Origin of the sequence: Kosakonia sp. PSU_27, assembly GCF_039409795.1 — a bacterium.
Taxonomy (GTDB): Bacteria; Pseudomonadota; Gammaproteobacteria; order Enterobacterales; family Enterobacteriaceae; genus Kosakonia.
Window position 1 is genome coordinate 140,239 of sequence record NZ_JBCIVK010000006.1, and the last position, 25,906, is coordinate 166,144.

The window sequence follows — 25,906 nt, forward strand, 5'->3', positions numbered from 1 at the left end:
GATAACCCCGACGAATAAGTCACCTTGCGCATTCCGGGTGTTCGGCTCGCCAGTAAGCAATACATCTCACGCTAAATGCGATAAATCCCTGTTAAAAACAGGGCTTTTGATCCAGAACATACTATTCGTATGATGAATTACTAAAATCGTCATACTTTTCTCGCCACCGACTTTTCATCAGGAAACCGAACGTGTCTTTCTATCGTCAGGCTGGCGCTCTGCTTCTGCTCTGCGCATCCTTTGCCGTTTTCGCGGCACAAAACACCCTAACCACCGCCTGGCCGGTGAATGTTGGCCCACTCAACCCGCATCTTTACACGCCAAACCAGATGTTCGCGCAAAGCATGGTGTATGAACCGCTGGTGAAATACCAGGCCGACGGCAGCGTGAAACCCTGGCTGGCGACAAGCTGGACGCACTCGGAGGATGGCAAAACCTGGATCTTCACCCTGCGCGACGGGGTGACGTTCTCCAACGGCGAACCGTTTGACGCCGCCGCCGCCGCAGAGAACTTCCGCGCCGTGCTGGATAACCGTCAACGCCACGCCTGGCTTGAGCTTGCCAACCAAATCACCGACGTCAAAGCCCTAAGCCCCAAGCAGTTACAAATCACTCTGAAAAGCGCCTACTACCCTTTCCTGCAAGAACTCGCCCTGCCCCGCCCGTTCCGCTTTATCGCCCCGTCGCAGTTTAAAGACCATGAAACACTGAACGGGATTAAAGTGCCCATCGGCACCGGCCCGTGGGTGTTACAGGAATCAAAGCTGAACCAGTACGACGTGCTGGTACGGAATGAACACTACTGGGGTGCGAAACCGGCAGCTGGCAAAATTATCGTCAAAGTGATCCCAGACCCGACCAGCCGCGCGGTGGCATTTGAAACCGGCGATATCGATCTGCTTTACGGCAACGAAGGTTTACTGCCGCTGGATACGTTTGCCCGTTTCAGCCAGAACCCCGCCTGGCGCACCCAGCTCTCTGCACCAATGGAGACAGTGATGCTGGCGCTGAACTCCACGCATGCGCCCACCAATGAGTTAGCCGTTCGCGAAGCGCTGAACTACGCGGTAGATAAGAAAACGCTGGTCGATGGCGCGCTGTATGGCACGCAGCAGGTTGCCGACACGCTGTTCGCCCCTTCCGTGCCGTATGCCAATATCGGCCTGAAACCGCGCCAGTACGATCCGGCGCAGGCGCACGCGCTGCTGGATAAAGCGGGCTGGCTGCTGCCCGCCGGAAAAACCATCCGCGAAAAAGCAGGCCAGCCACTGCATATTGAGCTGGCCTATATCGGCACCGATGCGCTGAGTAAGTCGATGGCCGAAATCATTCAGGCCAACTTGCGCCAGATTGGCGTAGATGTCGCCCTGATCGGCGAGGAAGAGAGCAGTATTTATGCCCGTCAGCGCGATGGCCGTTTCGGCATGATTTTCAACCGCACCTGGGGCGCACCGTACGATCCGCATGCGTTTATGAGTTCAATGCGCGTGCCGTCGCATGCCGATTACCAGGCACAGTTAGGCCTGCCGGACAAAGCGATTATCGACAAAGAGATTGGCGAGGTGCTCACTACCAGCGATGACAGCGCGCGTCAGGCGCTGTACCGGGATATTCTCACCCGTTTGCACAACGACGCGGTTTATCTGCCCATCAGTTACATCTCGATGATGGTGGTGGCAAAACCGCAGCTCGGCACGATTCCGTTTGCCCCGATCGCCTCGGAGATCCCGTTTGATCAGATAACCCCGGACACCGCGCCATGAGCCGCTTTTTACTGCACCGTCTGCTGCTGTTGATCCCGATGATCGTAGCCGCCTCGGTGGTGATTTTCCTGCTGCTGCGCCTTGGCGCCGGGGATCCGGCGATGGATTATCTGCGCCTGTCGAACCTGCCGCCAACACCGGAAATGATTGCCGCCACCCGCATTCAACTGGGGCTGGATCAGCCGCTCGCCAGCCAATATCTGCACTGGCTGTGGCGCGCACTGCATCTTGATTTCGGCATTTCGTATGCCACGCAGCGCCCGGTGCTCGACGATGTGTTGCATTTTCTGCCCGCGACATTGCAACTCGCAGGCGCGGCGCTGGCGCTGATCCTGCTCACTTCCGTACCGCTTGGTATCTGGGCGGCGCGTCACCGCGATGGTCTGCCGGATTTTCTGGTACGCGCGGTGGCGTTTCTTGGCGTGTCAATGCCGAACTTCTGGCTGGCTTTCCTGCTGGTGATGTTTTTTTCTGTGCATTTGCAGTGGCTGCCCGCAATGGGCTACGGCGGCTGGCAGCACCTGATCCTGCCTGCGGTGTCGATTGCCTTTATGTCGCTGGCCATCAACGCCCGTCTGCTGCGCGCCAGCATGCTGGAAGCCACCGGGCAACGCCACGTGACGTGGGCGCGGCTACGCGGGTTAAGCGACAAGCAGACCGAGCGGCGGCATATTCTGCGTAACGCGTCCCTGCCGGTGATCACCGCGCTGGGGATGCATATCGGCGAACTGATTGGCGGTACGATGATCATCGAAAGCATCTTCGCCTGGCCCGGAATTGGCCGCTATGCCGTATCGGCAATCTTCAATCGCGACTACCCGGTGATCCAGTGCTTTACGCTGGTGATGGTGCTGGTTTTTGTGCTGTGCAATCTGGCAGTCGATCTGCTGAGCGCAGCGCTCGATCCGCGCATTCGCCACCATGAAGGAGCGCACTGATGCACTTTATAAAAACGGCCCGCTGGCCGGTGCGTTTCGCGCTGCTGATCCTGCTGTTACTGCTGGTGATTGCCCTGACCTGCCAGTGGTGGACGCCGTACGATCCGCAAGCCATCGATTTACCCGCGCGCCTGTTGCCGCCGGGCAGCCAGCACTGGCTCGGCACCGATCACCTGGGACGGGATATTTTCTCACGTTTAATGGCCGCCACACGGGTATCGCTGGGGTCGGTGATGATGTGTCTGCTGTTGGTGCTGGCGCTTGGTTTAAGCGCAGGCGGCTGCGCCGGGCTGCTCGGCGGGCGCGTCGATCAGGCCATCATGCGCGTGGCGGATATCTTTATGACCTTTCCCACCTCGATCCTGTCGTTTTTTATGGTCGGCGTGCTTGGGACAGGGCTGACCAACGTGATTATCGCCATCGCGCTTTCACACTGGGCCTGGTATGCGCGCATGGTGCGCAGCCTGGTGATCTCCTTGCGTAACCGCGAGTACGTGCTGGCAGCGCGTTTAAGTGGCGCGAGTTATCTGCATGTGTTTCGCGATCATCTGGCGGGAGCGGTAGTGCCTTCGCTTCTGGTGCTGGCGACGCTGGATATCGGCCATATGATGCTGCACGTCGCCGGGATGTCGTTCCTCGGGCTTGGCGTCACCGCGCCAACACCGGAATGGGGCGTGATGATTAACGACGCCCGGCAATATATCTGGACGCAGCCGCTGCAGATGGTCTGGCCGGGGCTGGCGCTGTTCATTAGCGTGATGGCGTTTAATCTGGTGGGCGACGCGCTGCGCGACCATCTCGATCCCCACCTTGAAACGGAGCACGCCCACTGATGCCTGCACAACTGAGCCTGCAAAATATCACCCTGCACGCGGAACGCCCGCTGGTGCAGGAAGTGTCGTTAACCCTGCAACGCGGGCGCGTGCTGGCGCTGGTAGGCGGTAGCGGCAGTGGCAAATCATTAACCTGTGCGGCGGCGCTCGGCGTGCTGCCTGCTGGCGTACGGCAAACGGCCGGTCGGCTGCTGGCCGATAATCAGCCCGTCACACCACAAGCACTGCGTGGTTCGACGGTTGCCACCATTATGCAAAACCCGCGCAGCGCGTTTAACCCGCTGCGCACCATGGCCGCTCATGCACGCGAAACCTGCCTGGCTCTCGGTAAACCCGCCGATAACGCCACACTGATCGCGGCATTGCAGGATGTCGGGCTGGAGGACGCCGAACGTGTGCTCACGCTTTACCCGTTCGAGATGAGCGGCGGCATGTTGCAACGCATGATGATCGCCATGGCGCTGCTGAGCGATGCGCCGTTTATCGTCGCCGATGAACCGACGACCGATCTCGACGTGGTGGCGCAGGCGCGCATTCTCGATTTGCTGGCGCAGATTATGCGCGAACGTCAGCCCGGCATGCTGCTGGTTACGCACGATATGGGCGTGGTAGCGCGGCTGGCGGATGATGTCGCGGTAATGGACAACGGGCGCATTATTGAACAGGGCGCGGTGGAAACCCTGTTCAGTGCCCCACAACAGGCAGTGACCCGCGAATTAGTCGCGGCCCACCTGGCGCTGTATGGACTGGAGCTGGCGCAATGAACCTTCTTGATGTGAGCGGTGTGTCGCACACCTACCACCAGCGACCGGTGCTGGACAATATCTCTTTTCAGTTAAAAAGCGGGGAAACCGTGGCGCTGCTCGGGCGCAGCGGCTGCGGGAAAAGCACGCTGGCGCGGCTGCTGGTAGGGCTGGAATCGCCAGACGAAGGCGAAGTGCGCTGGCAGGGTACGCCGTTGAAGCAGCTTAACGCCCGCGCCCGCCAGGCGTTTCGCCGCGATATCCAGATGGTGTTTCAGGATCCGGTCAGCGCGGTGAACCCGCGTAAAACCGTGCGCGATATACTGCGTGAACCGCTGCGCCATCTGTTATCACTGTCCAACAGCGAGCAGCAGGCACGTATCCAACAATTGCTGGAAGATGTCGAGCTGGATACTTCTCTGCTCGATAAACGCCCTCCGCAATTGAGCGGTGGGCAGTTGCAGCGCGTTTGCCTGGCGCGCGCGCTGGCGGTGGAACCCACGCTATTGATTCTGGATGAAGCGGTTTCCAGCCTGGATTTAGTGCTGCAAGCGGGCGTTATCCGACTCTTACAGCGGTTACAACAGCGTTCCGGCGTAGCTTGTCTGTTCATCACCCATGATTTGCGGCTGGTGGAGCGTTTTTGCCAGCGCGTGTTGGTGATGGAGAGCGGCGCGCTGGTGGAAACGCTCGACGTCACTTCACCGCTGCGCTTGCGTTCACCGGCAGGCCAGGCGCTGCAACAGGCGGTGCTGCCCGCCTTCCCCCTCTCATTACAAAGGACACAACCATGCAACGCGTGACCATAACACTGGATGATGACCTGCTCGATACGCTGGACAACCTTAGCGCACGACGCGGTTACAACAACCGTTCGGAAGCGCTGCGGGATATTTTGCGCGGCGCGCTGGCACAGGAGTCCGAGCAAAACAATGAACAGCAGGGTTACGCGGTGCTGTCGTATGTGTATGAACATGAGAAGCGCGACCTGGCGAGCCGCATTGTCGCCACGCAACACCATCATCACGACTTATCTGTCGCCACGCTGCACGTGCATATCAGCCACGACGACTGCCTCGAAATCGCCGTGCTGAAAGGCAAAATGGGCGATGTGCAGCACTTCGCCGATGACGTTATCGCCCAGCGCGGCGTGCGTCATGGCCATTTACAGTGTCTCGCCGCCGAAGAGTAACGTTGCCGCCGTCATACCGTGGCGGGTATTAACCCGACGCACACATTTTATGAGCAACAATTGGCAACGCGCGCTGTGCCCCAACTGCTAGCCTTAATACATTTGTGAAATCCACTGGATAAGGGGCAGACAATGAAAATCTCACTCGACGGTAAAGTCGCGCTGGTCAGCGCTTCAACGGGCGGTATTGGTTTTGCGATTGCTAAAGGGCTGGCAGAAAGCGGCGCGGAAGTGATCCTTAACGGGCGCAGCGAAGGTTCGGTGAATGAGGCAAAAGCGGCGCTGGAAAAACAGGTGCCGGGTGCGAAGCTGCGTACCGCCGTTGCCGATCTCGGCACAGCGCAGGGCGTGGAAACGCTGCTGAAAGCGAGCGGCGAGGTCGATATTCTGGTGAATAACGCCGGGATTTACGGCCCGCAGGATTTTTACGCCACCGACGATGCGACCTGGGAAAATTACTGGCAAACCAATGTGATGTCTGGCGTGCGCCTCTCGCGTGCGCTGCTGCCCGCAATGGTGAAAAAAGGCTGGGGGCGCGTGGTGTTTATCTCTTCTGAATCGGCGCTGAATATCCCGGCGGATATGATCCATTACGGCGTGACGAAAACCGCGCAGCTTTCGCTGGCACGCGGGCTGGCGAAATTTGTCGCCGGCAGCGGCGTCACCGTTAACAGCGTACTGCCCGGACCAACCATGTCAGACGGTTTTGCCGGCATGATGAAAGAAGAGATGGAAAAGACCGGGAAATCGCTGGAAACGCTGGCGAAAGAGTTTGTGATGGCCAATCGCCCGAGTTCAGTTATCCAGCGCGCCGCCACCGTGGAAGAGGTGGCGAATATGGTGGTCTATGTCTGTTCGAAACAGGCTTCCGCCACCTCCGGCGCAGCGCTGCGCGTGGACGGCGGCGTGGTGGATGATATTGTTTGACGGCTTTCCGGCTGGCCTCAGGGCCAGTTCGGATAGAAATGCGTCATCAGGATCATAAACAGCGGCGTGGTCACGGTCGACAGCAGAGTGGAAAGCAGCATGCTGGTCGCCGTCGCGCCCTGTAGTACCTGGAATTTTTGCGCCATCAGATAGACGTTAATCCCCACCGCCATCGACCCCAGCAACACCACCACCTGGCTCTCTTCGCGCGGCAAATGCAGCAACCAGGCAATCAACCAAATCAAAGCAGGCATCAACATCAGTTTCAGCAAGCAGATGGTCAAACTTTCCGCTAACCCTTTGCGGATCTGGTAGCGCGACAAGCTCATGCCGAGGGTGATGAGCGTTAATGGCGCGGCGACCTGCGCCACCATGCTCACCGGGCTATCGAGGAACGGCGGCAGCGGGCGATGAATCAAAAAACTCCAGGCGAACCCGCTGAAGATACCGATGATAATCGGGTTGCGCAGCACGCTCACCAGCGTTTTGCCAATCCCCCGCACCGAGAAGCTGCCGTTTTGCGCCCACTCCACCGACACGGTCACCAGGGTCCATAAAATCAGGCTGTTAAACACCAGCACCAGCGCCACCGACGAGAGGCTCGATGCGCCAAGTAAAATAATGGCAACGGGAATGCCCAGCATCACGTTATTGGAAAAAATGCCCGCCAGACCGAACACCGAGGCCGATACCGCGTCCATACGGAACAGGCTTTTCGCAGCGATGCGCCCAATCACATAGATGACAAAACAGGTGCCGAAGTAGGCAATCAGCAGCCGCATATCCACCGGCGGGCTTTCGAAGAACTTGCTCATCACTTTGAACAGCATGCATGGAATGGCTACGTTAAAACAGAAGCGGTTGAGCCCTTCGTTAACCGATTCAGGCCAACCGGCGAAGCGCCCGAGGCAATATCCCAGCGCAATCAATAAAAAAAGCGGTGCAGAGAGCAGCAGTTGTTGCGCGAGCTGCGCGAAGAATTCAGCCGTATCCATTCTTTACCCTGTAAATGTAGCGAGCGGTTATTTTCTTTTGTTTTCCGCAGTATAGGGGAAGGTATCACCGCCGTCAGCGTGCCTGACGCCAGCTTTGAGGTTTTAGCTGAAAAAAGCATGTCGGCTCACAGCACTGGCGTTAACGCCTGCTGCCTCCATGCGCCTGCAGGGGATTGTCGCCTGGTCAAGCAGCTGCGATTAATGGTCGATAGTATTGTGTATTAGCTGGGTACGATGGCGTTGTTAATATCGATATAAAAACTCTGTTGAGTTTGCCTTTAGCACAAAAATATTGCCTCAGACATCATTATCAACAGAGTTTTCAAAAGGAGACTTATTATTTGTTTATCCAGCCAGAATGATCGCATACATAAATTTCATTAAGCGATAAATCCTGTGGGATTTGCCCAAGGGAATCGGCAATCTCATCATATGGTGGCGGCAACGTAAATGAGAGACCGTAGTCCTGGTCAACAATCAGCGCACCATTCAGGATTCGCAGGTCTTTACTACGCTGAGAAAGTTCTTGCATGGTTATACCGGCATACAATCTATTTTTATATTTTCCGGCATATTTTTCGTTGCAGCCGACTGAAACAATAATATCATCCGTGGTGGTTACTATTATTAGCGTGCCATTTTGTACCGAATAAGCATACCGGATTTCACTGGACGGTGCAGGCAGAGAATACTCTTTAATTTCCACAGTATAATTATTAAAAATGTCTTCCAGGTAAAGGTCAATGGAATCGCCAAGAAGAACATTACCTAATGATATAAAGCTCACAATATCTGCGTTAAAGTCAACCATAAACATCCTTCCGTAACCATTAAACCATCTCTGATGCACGATATATAAAATTAAGTAAACCCAAGATAAACCAATACTAGATGCGAGTAATTTCTTTTATCATTTCCTTGAAAGGATGCGCTTTTCTATGCAGTGTAGCGCATGCATTAGCTTTTCTTTTATAAATATTTTTTCATCGAATAACGGCTGTTATGTCCATAAAATAATGTACGACAAATCGTATACGTTATATTTTCATTATAAAAACTACGGTTATTGGTAGGTCTACCCGTCACGTTTCGAACACATTTTATCACTGGTATGCGTTTCAAGTCTGATAAGGAATTTCCGAAAGGCGTATGCATTGCTTATGCTATCAATCACATCGAATGAAAAACAGTTAGCGGCATAATTAAGAGCGACAACATTTTCCGTTGCCAGAGATTGTCGATTAATATTTTTTATGGTGAATGTAATTTGTTACATCAGTAGATTGGAAATGCGGCTGGCTTATGACTGAGATTATTCGAACACTAATAATTCTTATGCTTCGGTATGGTGCTTATCCTCGACGTTAAGCGCTGTGCTAGAATGACCAGGCAATATGTTCACTTAGGATGAGTACACGAATAATGAAAAAAAACCAGGCAGATGAATTAACTGCCGAAAAGCAATTAAGAGCATTCTACAACAACGATTTTATCCGCGTTTACCAGGCTTATTCCGACACCATTGCAGACAGCGCGCTTGCGCATGGCACCTTCGTCTCGCCGCCTTTCAGTACGACCCGCATGACGTGGATTAAGCCCTCTTTTCTGTGGATGATGTACCGCTCCGGCTGGGGAAAGAAAGATCCAAATCAGCACCGGATTCTGGCGATTGATCTTACCCATGACGGGTTTAAGCAAATCCTTAATCAGGGAATTTTGAGCCATCACCGGCACTCAGGCGCAGAAGAAGCTGAGTGGCAAAGCCAAATAAAGGCGTCAGATGTGGTGATCCAGTGGGATCCGGAGCGTGATATCCGTTTGAACAAACTGGATCACCGCACAATACAGATAGGATTACGCAATCAGGCGGTCGCCGATTACTGCCAGAAATGGATTGTGAACATTACCGATGTTACAGAACTTGCCGCGAAAATTCATGAATTGGTAGAGAGTGAGCGCATTAATGAAGCACTTGCGTTGTTACCGGAAGAGCGGGTTTATGATATTTAATTAAAGTGGGATATATTGAAATATGGTGTAACATTCGAAACAATACAATCAGCCATTAAGGCTGGATGTATTATCGGGATGTTCATAATAGTCTTTTTTATGTCATTATTTATCACCAGAACAGCTTTAACCATATGGAAATTATCCTTAACCTAAAAATAACCTCTCAATATATTCATTGACCATGGAATTAAATTCGAAAAAATAAGTAGAGTTTCCCTTTGATGAATATTGAAGCATACCTTCCAGGTTATCGTGAAGGATAAAAAGCGCATGAATTATTTTTTTGGGAACAAGATGTTTATCTTTATACGTATCACAAAAAACGTCTAACACCCGATACAAAGCATTTATCTCTCCCTCGCCAGGCGTATCTGCAAGTCTGATTTTACGACCACATCCATAATTAATTCATCTGAAATCGAGAAATCATTATTCATTTTATTCCAAAAGAATCTAAAGAGAATTTCTGACGTATCAGTGATTACGAATATACATACTATCGCCAGATCATATAATTTAAGAAAGATACTTTACCAGCAGTGGTAACATAACCTGATTCTGAAAAAGAAGCAGCGCCCCCTTTCGCAATAGCTTTCAATTGAATTTATTTAGCTATAAAAAAATCCGCACACCGCATAAACGCCAATATTTAGCCCCCGATAATTCCAAACAAAAAGTTTGGGCGTGATCGAACTCAAATGATTAAATCAGCCCAAAAATATCTCCTGAGGAATTTATATTCACATAAATTTCAATTTATCTGCCACGGCACAGCTTGCTATCTGAGACTCTGATGGTTTTGTACCAACGAACGTTGATCCTGAAATATTGCATCCAGAGAAATTCGCTTTATCAAACTGACAATTTTCAAAATAACAGGAGTAAAAATTAGATTTTGTCAGATTAGCCCCCACAAAGTTACAATTAATGAACCTCATCTCGCCAAGAACATTTTTTATTTTGCATTTAATGAAAGTACATGATTCAAATAATGCATTTATTCTTGTCGAGTCAAAAACAGCCTTATCAAAATTACATCCAACGAATTTTTCAGATAAATTCGCAGGCATTAAAGACTCAACAAAAGAGCAATATTCAACTATAGATGAAATAATGCTCCCACCGCGAGACATACCATACCCTTTAGTCATCTCATTAAGTGTTAATGAGTAAGAAAAATCTATATTTTTTAGATAATGAAATTTTAGAGGCTCTCTAAATGGAAAACCTCTAAAATCGAGTTTACCTTCTTCGGTTATGCCAAAAGGATGCTCAACCCAGCGAGAATTAGGCGTATTCTTATCCTTCCAGTTTTCTTTTTTAAGACTATGATTGATACCAAAATCCAATTCATGGTTCCATCTTTCAACTAATTCTTTTTTTAATTTCTTACTCATAAAACGCCTCAATAAAGAATGTTGATCAAAAAATCTGTTACGCCGTCAACATTATATTTCATAATTTTGGGAGCCTGACCAGGCGTTGTTATATCAAACACAGCAACTTTTCCATTAGGTAAAGTTGCATGATAGTCAGGACGGAGATTACCCCACCATGAACCCGTTACATTCCGCTTTATGTCTATATCAGTTAAATATCTATTGTTTAATGTCAGTCTGTCAGTAATTTGTTGAATAGCATTGCCTCGGGAAACATTTTTAAGCCATTGAGGTACATATTGATTATTAGCCCATCGCTGATAAATTTTTCCCCATGCTGTATTCATATGGCCCCCTCGGTCGAGTAATCGTGACGCACGTTGCGCAGCTGCATCTAATTCAGCAGCGGCACGATCGACTGCCTGGTGACCTCCTAACCCTTTACCACCGGAACCCACACCACATGCTGCCAACCCAAGCGGATCGATAAACCTTAATGTGTTCGGCACATAGTCATAAGTATTCAGCCCACCCAGTAGCCCTATCGGGTCCATCTGGGTGTAACGTCCGCCGCAGGGGTCGTAGTAGCGGAAGGTGTTGTAGTGCAGTCCGGTTTCGCGGTCGAGGTACTGCCCCTGGAAGCGCAGGTTCTGCGGCACATCCCAGTCCACGTTGCTGTTTTCCCGCTCGCTGCGTCCCCAGGTGGTGGAAACGCCCTGCCAGACAACGTCGCCGCTGCTGTCGGTCACTTTTTCCGGCAGACCGTTCAGCTCCGTGTGATACCAGTAAACATCCGCATGCTCGCCGCGGCTGTCGACGCGGGCCAGCGGTTCGTAGCTGTTTTCCGTGTAGATATACTGCACGGCCGCGTCCGGATAGCTGTCGCTGCACTCGCCAACCATCTGCAAGCCCGACCATGCGTACTGCGTGCGTTCCGCGTTGCGGGTGTGGCGTCGCCACACCTGTTTTTCCGTGCGGCGACCGAGCGCGTCATAGCGGTATTCGGCCCGGGTGAACTCCGCGTCGCCCTCAATTATCACCTGGCTGATGCGATGTTCATCGTCATAGCTGAAGCGCTGCACCGTGCCGCGATGGCTGTCGTGGCGTTCAGTCATGCGTCCGAAACCGTCATATTCCCAACGCACGCCCTCCAGCCGTTTCAGCAGGTTGTCCCACACCGGCGGTAAATCCGGCGTGGTGCGGTTGTCCGCCGCGTCATACCAGAAACGCTCCTCGCCGGTTGGCTGAATACTCTGCGTCATGCGACCAGCCGCGTCGTAGCCCCACAGCGACTGACGGTATTTCTCCGCAGGGGTTGGCGGCGTGCCGTCGGTATACATCTGGCGGATAATCTGGTCGGCGCGATCCCACTGGTAGCGGCGTTCGAAGACCAGCCGGTCGCGCACATTGTCCATGCAGCGGCGCTGCGTGATGCGCCCGGCGATATCGTACTGCGTCTCCAGTTCCAGCGCGCCCAGCGTGCGATGGGTTTCGCGGTGCAGTTTGTCGCGCTGGTAGCCGGTGATGGGCAGCGTTTTGCCGCCAAAGACGAGCTGCATCTCCAGCAGATGCCCGGTGCCGTAGCGCAGGTACTGCATCTGCCGCCCGTCCGGGAACGTGGTGGCGCTGAGGTTACTTAATGCGTCGTACTGGTGTTCGAATTTGCCAGCGTGGTTCTCCTCGCTCACCAGGTCGCCAAGTTTATTGCGCCGGAAAACAATCACTTCTGCATTTTCCGGTTCGCGCATATCAATCGCCGCCTGACGCCACTCGCTGTAAACATAGCGGCGCACTTCCGTTGCCAGTTCGCTATAGCGGTACTCGGTGCGGTGCTGCTCGGTTTCCCGCGCAATCATGCGCCCAAGCGCGTCATATTCGTAGTTCATCACCTGCGGCGGCAGGTTGCTGCCGCTAACCGGGTGGCGCACCAGCGTGGCCACTTGTTGCAGAGCGTTGTACTGATACTCGGTTTGCCGCCCGGCGTAATCATACTGGCGCGTCAGCAAACCGGTGGCGGTGTAATCAAAGCGCCATTGCTGGTTGTTGGCGTTGGTTAGCGTCACCAGGCGACCCGCGCGGTTAAAGCGGAAACGGGTAACATGCCCGGCGGGATCGACAGCTTCTGTCACTTGCCCGCGCGCATTAAGCGTCACTTTCCGCTCGCTGACGCCATCTACGCTCTGGCCGCATAACAGACCGGCTTTGTTGTACCTGAACAGGGTTTCGCGGCCATCGGCGCGGATGAACGTTTTGAGGCGACCTGCCGGGCTCCAGATATAGCGTTCGGTGTTGCCCATCGGATCGGTGGTCAGCACAAGCCGACCAGCATCGTCATACTGGCGGCGGCTCAGGTTGCCGGAGCAATCCTCTTCGCGGATCAACTGCCCCAGCGCATCCCACCAGAAGCGGTGGCTGTTTTCCAGCGCATCGATACGGCGGAGCAAATCGCCCTGGTCGTTCCACTCAAAGCGGGTCACGCCGCCTTCCGGGTCGGTCAACGACACCACATCGCCCGCCAGGTTGTACTCATAGCGCCAGCTTGCGCCGTCCGGTAACACCTCGGTCAGCGGGAAGTCGTACAGCGGGTGCCAGGTTTTCAGCGTCGCGCGATCGAGCGGATCGCGCTCCAGCGTCATGTTGCCGCGATCGTCCCACGCATATTCCCAGCGACCGCCGTCCGGCTGAATCACCGCAAGCGGCTGCTCGGATTTCCCCGACCAGCTAAATTGCCAGTTGCCGCCGTGCACATCGGTGTACTCCGTGATGCGGTACAGCGCATCCCAGTGGTGCTCACTCACCACGCCTTCATCGTTGCTGACGCGGGCATAGCGTTTGGTTTCATCGGCGTCGATACGCCAGTTTTCCAGCACCGCGCCTTGCTCGTCATGCACCTGATAGGCGCTCACGCGCCAGTGGCTGGAATCGGCTGCGGGTCGCCACTGGTAATGGACGGTTAAGCCGGTCGAAAAGCCGTGCCAGGCCAGCATATCGCTGGCGCGATCCCAGCCAAACTGGCGGGTAACGATATCATCAGCGTCGGTAACGGCAATCAGTTGTCCTTGTTCGTTATAGCGATAGGACACCAGCAGATGGCGCGCGCCGCCATAAACCTGGTAAACCGCACGCAGTCGTCCGAACGTTGCTTCGTACTCCAGCTCCACGTCCAGCGCTTCGTTATCGCTGGAGATACGCACCAGTTGGCCTTGTTCGTTCCAGCTAAAATAGTGGGCGTTTTCGTGGCGGTCATACAGACGGTGCATACGCCACTCGCCGGGCCGTGTTGGATCCGGCTCATAAATCTGCTGCTCGCCGTCGCCGGTTTGAATAACCATTGCGCCGTTCGGGCTGCAAAACAGCTTCAGGCCGTCTTCCGGGTAGGAGATCATATCGCCGCTGAGCACTTCGCCCAGCCCCAGCTCGCGCCCGCTCATATCGCGGAAGATCAACTGGTTATCGGCCAGGCGCAGCAATCGTGTTTCAAACGGCAGCATCCAGCCGGTGCCGAGCATGCCGGTGGCGCGGTTGCGGCTGTGATAGATACGCTGCCAGTAAAGCGGCATACGGTCTGGCAGCACAAAATCGAGATCCTCTTCTTTGGCGAGGACTTTTGCGCCGGTAGGAATGTTCACCGGGAAGGCAGTATTCACCGCGCTGATGGCTGCGGCGGTAAGAACCTGTGAAATGGCCATTCCGCCGAGCGGGCAGATGATCTCTTTGAGCAGGCCGCGAATAAGCTGGCGCTCACAGGCCATTTTGATCAGGCGCGACAGCGCGCCAATACCCAGGCTCCCCAGCAGGTTACCAATCAGGTAAGCCAGCTGGTTTTTGCCGCTGCGGATATCGCGCACGGTAATGGTTTCACCGCCGATGCGCACGCGCGGATCTTCTTTGACTTTGATTTCGGCTTCGCAGGTACTTTTCTCGCCGTTGCGCGCGGCAGGCTGGTTATTGATTAAAACGGTTCTGGAGCCCTGGGCGACAAAGTTACTGCTGGTAACCATGTGCCCTTTTTTGCAGTCGACATTATCTTTCGGCATCGGGGTGGCATGCGGATCGGCGCTCTCCACCATCGGCTGCGTCAAATCTTCCCACAGGTTGGAGCCCCACTTTTTCATGTCGTCGAGCGTAAGGTGGCTGGCGCGTTCGGCAACCGCCAGCAGCGCCGCACTCGGGTTCAGGGCGGTTTTCATCACCGCCGCGGCGCCAGCGAGGGCTAACATGCCGATGGCTGCCCAGTCGATGCTCTCATCGGCAGGCGCGGCGGCAAGGTTTTGTAAATAGTCCCTGTCTACCGTCGCGGCGGCGCGCGCGGCATTTTTCTTCATGATAAAGACATCGTCCGAGCCGGATACGATATGCGCATCCGGCGGTCCGGGGTCGATGAGCGCATCCACCATTTTCCCGGCCGCATCTCCAATTTTGCCCAGCGTGCCGCTGACCATCAGTGCGCCAATCGCCACCGCGCCCACCACGGCGCCAATGCCCGTTCCGGCGACGAACATGATCCCCAGGACAATCGCCCCTTCTACCAGCCCACTGACCATATCCGCCAGCGCAGAGCTATGAACCAGCGGATCTTCAATGCGGGCCGCGATGTAATCCGTCATCCTTACGCCCTCAGCTGTAAACCTTTACGGATTGATGTCCAGAACGCATCTGCGTCCGTATCAAAGGGCATGGTACGGCTGAGCGTCAGCACCAGCAGGTGATCGTCAATGCGGGTCACGGCGAGTTTTTCATATATCACCGCGCCCTGGTTTTCGAAACGCAGCGACACTTCGCGGGCCGGCTGCCCGGCAACCGTGCTGTCCTGCGTTTCACCCGTCACCACTTTGCGCATGCTGCGTTTCACTTTCGCCAGTTGCTGGTTCAGGAAACTCTCTTCGTCGCCGGGTTTGATATCCCAGGCACGGGTGATCACCAGCGTGGCATTGTTCTCTTTGAATTTCAGCACGTTAATGCTGCGATCCTGGTAAGCATCCGGCAGCGTGAGTTCGCCTTCGGAAAGTACAAATTGCGCCGTCGCCATTATTTATCCGTCCCTTGATTAAATGCCGCTTTTACCGCCGCCTGGATCTGCGCAATGGTGGGCTGCGCATCTTCACCTTTTGTCGGTTTTGTCAGGTTTAAATCCAGCAGGCCTGCGGTGTTGATAGCCCCCGAACCGATAGCATCGATCTGAAAATCCACGCATTTCAGCGTGACGGTGCCGTTCGCGCCCAGCGTCAGCACCGATTGCCCCGCCACCAGCTGAATGCTGTTGTCAGAAGCCTGCACCAGCGGCCCTTGCACCATCTGTGTAAAGCCGCCGCCAACCAGTTGTTCGTGCGAAAGCTGCGTTGCCTGGGTGTGTTTGCCCGCTACCGAACCGGTGTAATCCCGCGTGACGCTCACGCTTTGTGAACCGCCGACGGTATGCGTCTCGTCGTTTTTGACGTGCGTATCCATGTTACGTTCCGCCTGGATCCACACCTGTTCTTCGCCTGCTTTATCTTCAAAGCGCAGGGCGTTGGCGTTGTCTACCGAACCGTCTTTTGAGCGGCTAAGGAAGCCCATTTGCGTGGCGGCAGCGGGCAGCGCCCACGGCGGCATACTCGCTTCGTTATAGACACGTCCGGTGATAATCGGTCGGTCCGGGTCGCCGTTAATAAAGTCGATCACCACTTCGTCGCCCACGCGCGGGATCTGTACGCCGCCGAAGCCCTGCCCGGCCCATGCGCTGGAGACACGCACCCAGCAGGAACTGGTGTCATCGCCTTTCGCCAGCCGATCCCAGTGGAATTTCACCTTCACGCGGCCATATTTATCCGTCCAGATGCTTTCCCCCTGCGGGCCAACAACACGCGCAGTTTGCGGGCCGTACGTGCGCGGCCACGCGGTTTGCTGCGCCGGGCGGAACACCACCGATGAGGGGATAACGCTGAAATCAATGCGGTGAATGGTTTCGCTGTCAGCGCCGCTGGCGTAGCGGTTCTCTTCAAAAAAGTAGTTCGCCGCCGTCACCAGATACTCGCCGTTATCGTTAAAGAACGCCGCATTGGTCAACTGGAACGTACTGCCCGGCACAATACCAATCGCTGTCGCCGTGCCTTCAATTTGCTGATGCTCCACCTGCCAGCGTTCCTGGCGGATGCGGGCATAAAACTCGCCGTGACCGTGTTCGACAAAGCGCCCTGGCCAGTCATAAACATCGATGGTGCCCGGCGTGGGTGAACTCGGGTTTTGCCGCGCCTGAAACAACCACGCGTTGGGTTTGCGGAAATCGTAGTCATCAAGGCTGTAAAGCCCCGGCGTTACGCTATCTTCCAGCGCCCACTGGCTGATGCCTTCTTCATCGGTGCTGCCACCGGAAGGGGTCTGGTGATAAGGGATGGTTTCGTAACCGCTGAAGGGATCATGCTGAGTCGCCGCATCCGTCAGCACCAGCGTGTGTTTGTCCGCTTCGTGGCGGAAGTGGTAGGCGATGCCTTCCAGCTCCATCAGGCGGCTGATGAAATCAAAGCTGCTCTCCTGGTACTGCACGCAGTAGTCCCAGGTGCGATAGCTGCCGGTCAGTTTGTCTTCAATGTTGACCTGGTATTCGCCGAGCAGGGTTTTGACGATTTGCGGTACTGTCTGGCCCTGGAAGATACGCAGGTTGCGGTCGCGTTTCATCGGCCACAAATCCGGCTCGACGGTGAGTTGATACACCGCATAACGGGTGCCGGAAAGCTCAACGGCGCTCACCCCCACGCGGGTGATTTTGCCGTTAAGGTAGCGCGGCGCGCCGGTCAGCGTTTGTGTTGGTATTGCGACAGTCACCGATTTACCCAGCAGCGTGCTGCGGTCCATTCGCGCGTCGGTGCCCAGCAACTGCAGGTTAAAGGTGAAGGCTTCGGACAGCGCTTCCCGTCCGGAGATTTTCCAGAAAAGCAGTCCATCGACGGGTAACTGAACAGTAATTCGATTGCTCATAAATCGGATCCTGACATAGGGACATGCACGATTCCGGGTGCTGTCCAGAAGTTTAACGTTACGGGTTTGAGAAAAAGCTACCGCACGATTGCTGTAAACAAAAAGATCAATATTGTCTGGTTTTTCGCGGCAAGAAATGCCAGGAATTATCCTAATCCGCGATTAACCTACTAAAAAAAAGAGTCATTTTTTTACAAGCAGGCGCTGAATAATCGCTAAAAAATGACGCTTAGGCCAAATCTCATGCCGCTAAATTGCTATTGCGCTGTTGCAGCCGTGTTATTCAAAAATGCTAAGTTAAATTATGCAATACCTGTTTCGCGATTATTATCCCACTTTCACGCGAAAGCGCAGACACGCCAGATGAAAAGCAGTATAAGTTTTTAAAACACCCGCCGTTATATTATTTCCGTGATTATATAAAGTCTCATAATTATATGCCGATAAAATATAGCTCTATACATCATTACCATTTAACACCCATTAAATAAAAGTTAAGCAGGATTAAATTCGTAATAATCAGGAGGGGATAATGGAATTTTTTAATCAGTATGGACAGCGCATTGGTCAGGAAATCCAGGACTGGACAAAACGCCCGCTGCCAGAAAAAATTTCGCTTAAAGGCCGTTACTGCGACGTTGTACCGCTTGTCGTGGATCACGCGGAAGATCTCTTCCCGGAATGGCAAAGCATTGATGATGACCGGGACTGGACTTATCTTGAAGATCCCCGGCCGAAAGATATGACCGCATGTTATGCCTATCTCAGAAATCTCGCGTCACGTCCTGACAGAATCTATTTCGCGGTACAAGATAAAGCCGATAAGCAAATAAAAGGCATTTTCTATACCGGGAAATTCGATCAGGAAAATGGTTCTTTCGATATTGGCGACGTTAACTGGACGCCGTTAATGAAAAGAACCCGTATGAGTACTGAAAGTCTTTATCTTGTTTTGTCTTACTTTTTCGATCAATTGAAGTATCGCAGATGTGAATGGCGCACCGGCAGTTATAACGCGGATGCGATTCATTCGGCGGAACGCATTGGTTTTGTGAAAGAAGGGATTTTGCGCGAAAAGAAAATCCGTAAAGGACGGCTGAGCGATATTACGGTGTTTTCAATTACCGTGCGCGAATGGTCGGGTCTCTCCTCAATGATGAATGGCTGGCTGAACGAGGATAACTTTGACGGTCGTGGTCGCCAGTTGCATAAACTCTCTTCATTCCGCCGCTACTGATAGCGCCATGCGTTGATTCATACCTCAACGCATGGCACTTGCGAATAACGCGTTTACACGCTCTGCATTGCCTGCACCGGCAGGTGAAACCTGCCCAGGTGGCCTGGTTAACGGTGGAACCTGAGCCGGTCGGCTCAGGTCTACGTTTAACTAGCGTGTTACCTCAACATCGGTCACTTTCACCGGTGTCTCTTTGCCTTTTTCCCACTGGGTTAACGGCATAAAGACATTCAAATCAGACAGCCAGGCCAGCGTCTCTTTATGCGTTTCGCCATCGCTTTCAATCTCGCAGACCACTTTCCAGTAACGCCCGCTGAACGCACTGTTGATCTGACGCGCATCATCACTGCCGTTCACTTCGCACCGGCGATTAATCACCGTGTTCTTCTCACCTTTACCCATTTTCGGTGCAACCGTATCAAAGGTAAATTTCTGCCCCTGGTACAGCGGAAAACGCAGATTGGTGTGAAGTTCACTGGTTACCGTTGGTGAATAACTCAGACTGATGGCGCCTTTTAACTGTCCAAGGTTGCCCATCGTCAGGCGCTGCGCCTTGAACATTTTGTAGTTTTCCAGCAGCAGCATGAGCCCGTTGGGTTGCACATCGAGTTGCATCGGTACGACATCGTTATCGCTCCACTGCATGTTCCATGTCAGCTTTTTAAAGCGCGGTGTGGCCCACGGATTAACGATTTGCAGAGCCTGCTTTTCGATATCTGCGCGCAGCGGGAACTGGGTCATCCATTGCGGTGAATTGTTGGTGAAGTCTGGCAGACTTGGGCCAAGGAGGGTGGAGACGCTTTTTTTCTTCGTTGACGGAACATACACCCCTTCCCCTTTAAACGCAGCAGGCGTGCTCATGGCGCAAAGCTGTTTGAACGCAGCGGTGGTGGCCGGTGTGTTGACAAACGTGTCCGCGCGACGCTGTGCCGCTTTACCGGTCAGGCTGTCCGAGACATAACCTTCGGGCGTGATATCCAGCCCGGCAATCACATTGTCATGCTGGGTTTCACAGTTATAGCCATGGATTTCAAGTTTCAAATCGTAGGGCGCGTCATACGGCGGATCGAAAGTGATCTCGCTGTATTCAAAGCCAATTTTAGCGATCACCAACTCATTAACCCGCAACACTGAAGCCGTATCCAGCAGAATTGGCGTCTCATATTTCGACATTTTCTCGATATAAACCCAGCTTGGGTTTTTCAGCCGGGAAGCCTGGCAAAGATTTTTAGCAATATCATCCAGCGCGCTCTGGGGTTTTGGTTCCGCGTAACGCTCGTAGCTGTCGCCGTAGAAGCGACGAATCACCGCCTCTTGATCGTCAAGCATTTCCCAGTACAGCTTCACCGCTTTGTTGGTGGTGCAATCAAAACCATCCCAGCGGTTAATGTGCTGCCCGTCGCTGAAAACCAGCTGGTTCAGGGCGGAAATACGGTCATTCACGCGCATCATCAGTAAGGGGTTTACGGTGTTGCTGACGATTTTTTTGCCCTGGATTTCAGGGTAATCAGTGGCTTGTGCGCTAATAGCGACAGCCAGCAGTGCAGGCAGGAGTAACGTGCCGGTTTTCATTTTCATTCCTTGTCAGAGGTATTTTCACTAATTGCGCAACGGAGGGCGTACTGACGTTATCGGCAGATGGCGGCAAACATTAAAGGCGTAAAAACAATCGGCTCCACAAAAAATTGACGCGGCTTTATTTTCATTCCGCGACCTGCATCAAGCCCGGCGGACTATTTTGAGATTTTCCTGATGAGGGGTAAAGACAAGACAAAGTGTAAAATATGTAACGGCGTGTGAGTCTTTATATCAAATTTATCTCCTGTTCATGGTGCTAATGAAACGTGCCGTGAGGAATTTCTTAATGAAGCGCATAACTCAGGATATATCATGTATATGACCTAACTTTATTATTATGGCTGGCATAATTTATTTCTTCTGCCAAAGAAATAATCACCACCAGGCCATCAACAAAAATTTCCTATTTTAAAATCCGCAAAGAGAAGTAATAGCGGATGTCACGCATTCGCCCGCTATTTACTGACCACGGTCAGTAAAGCGAATTTCTTTATTTCACAACGCCTACGCAGAATAGCAACCCTGCGTCAGACAAAAATAAATATAACAATAACTTACCTTAACGCTGCACAAACATTCAGAGGCAGCACAATAGATAAAATCAGCAGCGATAAGGTCACTCATCGCTTTATCTGGAATGGTGTAATAACAACATGAGGTGCCCCTGATGAAAGGCGAAGCCATTAAACAACGCGTAAGAGATAACCTCAAATCGCTGAAAAGAACGATGCGTAACCTGCATAAGAAATGGAAATATCGCAATAATTTCACTTCGCAAGTACTTTGGGTTTCATTGGGTGAGAATTGTCTTCCCGATGATATTCTTCGCCGACATAACCGAAAATCCTTCAGTTCCGTTTTTTCATCGGGGCGCTCGAATATTGAATATATTCTGCAAATGGAAAAAGACGACTATCGCCATTTGCTGGAAAAAGAGCATTTACAACATTTCCCGGATGGCGAGCATGCCGTTGTGCGTTCAACGTTTTACGAAAAATGTACAGGGCAATACAGCGAAAGGCATATGCTGGGTTTTGAATTCACCCATCATGACCCGCTAAGAATTAAAGAAGACAGCCGCGCCTTTCAACGCCGTATTTCCCGCCAGCTACAATACCGGGGCAAAAAAGATTTTGTGTTTCTTTATCATCACCGTATCACCGAGCATTCCGATCTCTGCCTTTTACGGGAACATCTCAATGAATTCCTGTCGTTGTATAACGCGCAAGGTTGCGACTGTAAGATCGTGCTTTTCTATCAACACATTATTGCGGCAAATAGCGCCAAACGTATCGACTTCACGCCGCATGAAAGCGGTTTGCTTGAATTTGTATGCCATACCCATGAGATATGGAGCGGGGATGATTTAGATACATTCTGGGCGAAAAAAGACGATGCGCTTTTCGCCGAAATGTTCGGGATAGTGGACCAATACAATCTCAGTCAGCGCCACACGCTCCCCGACAGCGCACTTGTCTCCACCGGCTCAGGCGTGCCGCTGTAACAAAAGAAACGTTAGCGATTCACCGGCGATAAAAAAGCCCGGGCTGGGCTTTTTTCTTCTGCGTTACGCGGGCTCAGGCCGAGGGTTCCGCCGCTAAGGCCTGTGCGCAGGCCCAGGCGCTCGACCACGCCCACTGGAAGTTGTAACCGCCAAGCCAGCCGGTGACATCCATCACTTCACCAATAAAATACAGACCCGGCACATTGCGGGCTTCCATGGTGCGCGACGACAATTCATGGGTATCGACGCCGCCGAGCGTCACTTCTGCGGTGCGATAACCTTCGGTGCCATTCGGCTGCACACGCCAGTTCGTCAGCAGCGCAACCAGATTCTCCTGCTCGCGGCTATTGAGCTGCTTCAATGTGACATCCGGGATCTGCTCAAGCTGTTGCAGACACTCCACCAGCCGTTTTGGCAACTGCATCGCCAGCGTATTTTTCAGGCTCTGATTCGGGTGCGCATCGCGCTGCTGAGTGAGGAAGCCGTCCAGATCGACATCGGGGAGCAAATTGATGCTGACAAATTCACCCGGCTGCCAGTAGCTGGAAATTTGCAAAATAGCCGGGCCGGATAATCCCCGATGGGTAAACAGCAAGTTTTCGCGAAAAACCGTGCCATCCTCGGCGGTAACTACCGATGGCACCGAGACGCCGGAAAGCGTCTGCATCTGCTCCAGTAGCGGTTTATGCAGGGTAAACGGCACTAATCCGGCACGCGTTGGCAGCACCTTTAAACCGAACTGCTCGGCGATTTTATAACCAAACGGCGAAGCGCCCAGCCCCGGCATCGACAAACCGCCGGACGCAATGACCAGATTTTTCGCCTGCACGCTTTCGCCGTTGAGTTGCAAGGTGTAGCCATCGTCGTTACGCTCAACGCTCAGCACTTCCGTGCGCAGACGCAGGATGACGTTCCCTTTTTCGCACTCGGCCACCAGCAGATCGACAATTTGTTGCGCTGAATCATCGCAAAAAAGCTGCCCCAGCGTCTTTTCATGCCAGGCGATACCGTATTTACCAACCAGATCGATAAAGTCCCACTGGGTGTAGCGCGCCAGCGCAGATTTGCAAAAATGCGGGTTTTGGCTCAAATATGCCGCAGGCTCGACATAAAGGTTAGTAAAGTTGCAGCGTCCGCCGCCGGACATCAAAATTTTGCGGCCGGGTTTTTTGCCATTATCCAGCAATAACACCCGACGACCCGCCTGCCCGGCCAGCGCCGCGCAGAACATGCCCGCCGCACCGGCGCCGATAATAATAGCATCAAACTTTTCCACAACTTCACCCTCATTGATAAATCGTGGCGGATTGTAAAGAGTTCACGCTGGTCGCACCAGCGTGAATACGCGCGAATGGTAACAGGGCATTGAAAAATATAAATTAATTTTAAAATGTCAGTTTAATTTAAGAAATAATGTCAAAAAAAATACATAATTCACTTTGCCGAGGCTGCCAATGTCCCTGATAATGCGCCGCGTTCATGTCCTCAAAATGGCTTAACGACCTATGGTACATTTGTTTGCCGGCCTGGATCTTCATACCGGGCTGTTACTCTTGCTTGCTCTGGTTTTTGTTCTGTTCTATGAAGCCATCAACGGCTTCCATGACACAGCCAACGCCGTAGCAACCGTCATTTATACACGCGCTATGCGTTCTCAGCTGGCGGTCGTGATGGCAGCGGTGTTTAACTTCTTCGGCGTCTTGCTGGGTGGGTTGAGCGTCGCGTATGCGATCGTGCATATGTTGCCCACCGATCTGCTGCTGAATGTCAGCTCTGCGCATGGTCTGGCGATGGTCTTTTCCATGCTGCTGGCCGCTATTATCTGGAACCTTGGCACCTGGTATCTGGGCCTGCCTGCTTCCAGCTCCCACACCCTGATTGGCGCGATTATCGGTATTGGTTTAACTAATGCGTTGATGACCGGCACCTCGGTGGTGGACGCGTTAAACATCCCGAAAGTGCTGAATATCTTCGCTTCGCTGATCGTTTCACCGATCGTGGGCCTGGTCTTCGCTGGCGGTTTGGTGTTTATCCTGCGTCGTTACTGGAGCAACACGAAAAAACGTGCGCGCATCCATATGACCCCTGCTGAACGCGAGAAAATCGACGGCAAGAAAAAGCCGCCGTTCTGGACGCGTATCGCGCTGATCCTCTCCGCGATTGGCGTGAGTTTCTCGCATGGTGCGAACGACGGTCAGAAAGGTATCGGCTTGATTATGCTGGTGCTGATTGGCGTTGCGCCTGCGGGCTTCGTGGTCAATATGAATGCCTCTGGTTACGACATCACCCGTACGCGTGATGCCGTCAACAACGTGGAAACGTACTTCCAGCAACATCCGGCGCTGCTGCAAAAAGTGACCGGTGTCGATCCGCTTATCCCAACGCCGGAAGAAGTGGCCACCCAACCGGGTGAGTTCCACTGCCATCCGGGCCGCGCCATTATGGCGCTGGATCGCGCGAAAACGATGCTGACCAATGTTGAAAGCTACGACAAACTGCCGGTGGAACAACGCAGCCAGCTGCGTCGCATTATGCTCTGCCTGTCTGATATCACCGACCAGGTGGCGAAGCAGCCGGAAGTTAGCGCTGACGACCAGCGTCTGCTGAAAAAGCTGAAAGGCGATATGCTGAGCACCATCGAGTACGCGCCAATCTGGATAATCATGGCCGTCGCGCTGGCGTTAGGCCTGGGTACGATGATCGGCTGGCGTCGCGTGGCGACAACCATCGGTGAGAAGATCGGTAAGAAAGGCATGACGTATGCGCAGGGCATGTCCGCGCAGATGACAGCCGCTGTTTCTATCGGTCTGGCGAGTTACACCGGGATGCCGGTTTCCACTACGCACGTGCTGTCGTCTTCCGTTGCCGGGACGATGATCGTTGACGGCGGTGGCCTGCAGCGTAAAACCGTGACCAATATTCTGATGGCGTGGGTCTTCACCCTGCCAGCCTCGATTATTCTGTCCGGCGTACTGTACTGGCTGGCGCTGCATCTGATTTAACGCGCTTCACGCACGACAAAAACGGGCCCGCTTGCTGGCCCGTTTTTTTATGGTTTCAATTTAGTGCCAAATCAGCAACGCAATCAGGCTCACCACCACCAGACCGCAGAGTGAACTGGTTAAAATGAACAGACGGCGCACACGTTCGCAGCGGCGAATAAATTCATCGTCATGATGATCGCGATAGCGCTGGGCGTAGATGTACCACACCAGCCGCATCTGTTTGCTCGGTTGACCGTGGGAAGTGAAAAAACCGCCACCGTCCACGTATTGATAAAGTAGAGGGTCGCATCCGCGAAGTACTACTAACAGCGCGCGCAGCGATGAGTAATAACGCGCCATGTTAATCACACATACGACACACAAAGCCCAAAACAGCGCAACAGTGCTGATTACCATATCCCCTCCCCGGCGACCGCCCACAGAGATTCGCTCCTGGACCCTCGCTCCCGGATACCCAACCAAGCCAAACAACGAAGAGTATTAATCGCCGTACGGGATGACAACACAGGCGGTGTCCCGCAATTGACTTCGCTTCCATGCGCCAGACAACTGAGGGACACCGTCTGTTTTCCGTACGGTTTATTTATAGTGTAGGAGATCAGTTTATTTTTTTGCCACCAGCATCACCATCATCAATGCATCTGGCTGTAAATCTGGCTTAAGTGAATCGTGATCCAGGTTGATTGACGGTGCTAAAAGAGCGTTATAAGGTAGAAATATCTTCACAATGAGATCTTTAAGGCCGGGCGCTACGCTCACGTGAAACGCAGGATGCGGGCGCAGTGCAACAGCATCAGGGGGTTTAACCCCGATGGTCATCGACAACTTATGGAAGGAGTAACACT

The 25,906-nt window shown here is 53.1% G+C and carries 21 protein-coding genes; 11 read left to right on the forward strand and 10 right to left on the reverse strand.

From position 1 onward, the window contains the following. Positions 1–191: 191 nt before the first annotated feature. The 7 genes from nikA to AAIG26_RS16465 all read left to right on the forward strand — a co-directional run bounded on the left by nikA (position 192) and on the right by AAIG26_RS16465 (position 6,396). Complete coding sequence (gene nikA, locus AAIG26_RS16435; protein ID WP_343180983.1) at positions 192–1,763, forward strand: nickel ABC transporter substrate-binding protein; 1,572 nt, start codon at positions 192–194, stop codon at positions 1,761–1,763. Beyond that, entirely contained in the window at positions 1,760–2,701 is a 942-nt protein-coding gene (gene nikB, locus AAIG26_RS16440; protein ID WP_343180984.1) for a nickel ABC transporter permease subunit NikB, read from the forward strand. Before nikA ends, nikB begins: the two co-directional genes overlap by 4 nt. After that, on the forward strand, positions 2,701–3,534 hold the full coding sequence (gene nikC, locus AAIG26_RS16445) for a nickel ABC transporter permease subunit NikC (protein ID WP_343180985.1): 834 nt from the start codon (positions 2,701–2,703) through the stop codon (positions 3,532–3,534). Before nikB ends, nikC begins: the two co-directional genes overlap by 1 nt. Then, the gene (gene nikD, locus AAIG26_RS16450; protein ID WP_343180986.1) at positions 3,534–4,298 is read left to right on the forward strand and encodes a nickel import ATP-binding protein NikD; all 765 of its coding nucleotides are present in this window, start codon (positions 3,534–3,536) and stop codon (positions 4,296–4,298) included. Before nikC ends, nikD begins: the two co-directional genes overlap by 1 nt. After that, the gene (nikE, locus tag AAIG26_RS16455) at positions 4,295–5,080 is read left to right on the forward strand and encodes a nickel import ATP-binding protein NikE (protein WP_343180987.1); all 786 of its coding nucleotides are present in this window, start codon (positions 4,295–4,297) and stop codon (positions 5,078–5,080) included. Before nikD ends, nikE begins: the two co-directional genes overlap by 4 nt. Continuing rightward, a complete protein-coding gene (nikR, locus tag AAIG26_RS16460; protein WP_020455620.1) occupies positions 5,068–5,469 on the forward strand; it encodes a nickel-responsive transcriptional regulator NikR in 402 nt (133 codons plus the stop codon). The genes nikE and nikR overlap by 13 nt, the downstream gene beginning before the upstream one ends. A 132-nt stretch (positions 5,470–5,601) precedes the next feature. Then, positions 5,602–6,396 carry an SDR family oxidoreductase gene (locus AAIG26_RS16465; protein WP_045507701.1) on the forward strand — a complete coding sequence of 265 codons (795 nt, stop codon included), beginning with the start codon at positions 5,602–5,604 and terminating at the stop codon, positions 6,394–6,396. A 17-nt stretch (positions 6,397–6,413) separates the two neighbouring features. On the opposite strand, the gene AAIG26_RS16470 is transcribed toward AAIG26_RS16465, so the two are convergent. Both AAIG26_RS16470 and AAIG26_RS16475 read right to left on the reverse strand, forming a co-directional pair. Next, on the reverse strand, positions 6,414–7,391 hold the full coding sequence (locus AAIG26_RS16470) for an AEC family transporter (RefSeq protein WP_020455622.1): 978 nt from the start codon (positions 7,389–7,391) through the stop codon (positions 6,414–6,416). 337 nt (positions 7,392–7,728) lie between these two features. Next, entirely contained in the window at positions 7,729–8,202 is a 474-nt protein-coding gene (locus AAIG26_RS16475; protein ID WP_343180988.1) for a hypothetical protein, read from the reverse strand. 611 nt (positions 8,203–8,813) lie between these two features. Between AAIG26_RS16475 and AAIG26_RS16480 the strand changes: the two genes are divergently transcribed. Next, positions 8,814–9,401: a DUF4291 domain-containing protein gene (locus AAIG26_RS16480; RefSeq protein ID WP_343180989.1), complete on the forward strand. Its 588-nt coding sequence runs from the start codon at positions 8,814–8,816 to the stop codon at positions 9,399–9,401. Positions 9,402–10,144: 743 nt separating this feature from the next. Here AAIG26_RS16480 and AAIG26_RS16485 read toward each other — a convergent pair. The 4 genes from AAIG26_RS16485 to tssI are packed head-to-tail and all read right to left on the reverse strand — an operon-like array spanning position 10,145 to position 17,737. Next, complete coding sequence (locus AAIG26_RS16485) at positions 10,145–10,801, reverse strand: pentapeptide repeat-containing protein (RefSeq protein WP_343180990.1); 657 nt, start codon at positions 10,799–10,801, stop codon at positions 10,145–10,147. 8 nt (positions 10,802–10,809) lie between these two features. Then, positions 10,810–15,390: an RHS repeat-associated core domain-containing protein gene (locus AAIG26_RS16490; RefSeq protein WP_343180991.1), complete on the reverse strand. Its 4,581-nt coding sequence runs from the start codon at positions 15,388–15,390 to the stop codon at positions 10,810–10,812. A 2-nt stretch (positions 15,391–15,392) separates the two neighbouring features. Further along, a complete protein-coding gene (locus AAIG26_RS16495) occupies positions 15,393–15,812 on the reverse strand; it encodes a DcrB-related protein (RefSeq protein ID WP_343180992.1) in 420 nt (139 codons plus the stop codon). Beyond that, positions 15,812–17,737 carry a type VI secretion system tip protein TssI/VgrG gene (gene tssI / locus AAIG26_RS16500; protein WP_343180993.1) on the reverse strand — a complete coding sequence of 642 codons (1,926 nt, stop codon included), beginning with the start codon at positions 17,735–17,737 and terminating at the stop codon, positions 15,812–15,814. Before tssI ends, AAIG26_RS16495 begins: the two co-directional genes overlap by 1 nt. Positions 17,738–18,269: 532 nt before the next feature. On the opposite strand from tssI, the gene AAIG26_RS16505 reads away from it, so the two are divergent. After that, positions 18,270–18,974, forward strand: coding sequence for a GNAT family protein (locus AAIG26_RS16505; protein WP_020455632.1), 705 nt, complete (start codon positions 18,270–18,272; stop codon positions 18,972–18,974). Positions 18,975–19,124: 150 nt separating this feature from the next. Here the strand turns inward: AAIG26_RS16505 and AAIG26_RS16510 are convergent, their stop codons facing one another. Then, a complete protein-coding gene (locus tag AAIG26_RS16510; protein ID WP_343180994.1) occupies positions 19,125–20,546 on the reverse strand; it encodes a hypothetical protein in 1,422 nt (473 codons plus the stop codon). Positions 20,547–21,219: 673 nt separating this feature from the next. Between AAIG26_RS16510 and AAIG26_RS16515 the strand changes: the two genes are divergently transcribed. Beyond that, positions 21,220–22,056 (forward strand): DUF1796 family putative cysteine peptidase, encoded by an 837-nt coding sequence (locus tag AAIG26_RS16515; protein ID WP_343180995.1) that lies wholly within the window; start codon positions 21,220–21,222, stop codon positions 22,054–22,056. Positions 22,057–22,129: 73 nt separating this feature from the next. Here AAIG26_RS16515 and AAIG26_RS16520 read toward each other — a convergent pair whose 3' ends face one another. Next, positions 22,130–23,332, reverse strand: coding sequence for an NAD(P)/FAD-dependent oxidoreductase (locus tag AAIG26_RS16520; protein ID WP_269232115.1), 1,203 nt, complete (start codon positions 23,330–23,332; stop codon positions 22,130–22,132). Positions 23,333–23,561: 229 nt separating this feature from the next. Between AAIG26_RS16520 and pitA the strand changes: the two genes are divergently transcribed. Continuing rightward, positions 23,562–25,058 carry an inorganic phosphate transporter PitA gene (gene pitA / locus AAIG26_RS16525; RefSeq protein ID WP_045507687.1) on the forward strand — a complete coding sequence of 499 codons (1,497 nt, stop codon included), beginning with the start codon at positions 23,562–23,564 and terminating at the stop codon, positions 25,056–25,058. Positions 25,059–25,118: 60 nt separating this feature from the next. Here the strand turns inward: pitA and uspB are convergent, their stop codons facing one another. After that, positions 25,119–25,457, reverse strand: a complete 339-nt coding sequence (gene uspB, locus AAIG26_RS16530; RefSeq protein ID WP_020455637.1) for a universal stress protein UspB — start codon at positions 25,455–25,457, stop codon at positions 25,119–25,121. 207 nt (positions 25,458–25,664) lie between these two features. Further along, a complete protein-coding gene (locus AAIG26_RS16535; protein WP_097406451.1) occupies positions 25,665–25,880 on the reverse strand; it encodes a hypothetical protein in 216 nt (71 codons plus the stop codon). Between the last annotated feature and the right edge of the window lie 26 nt (positions 25,881–25,906).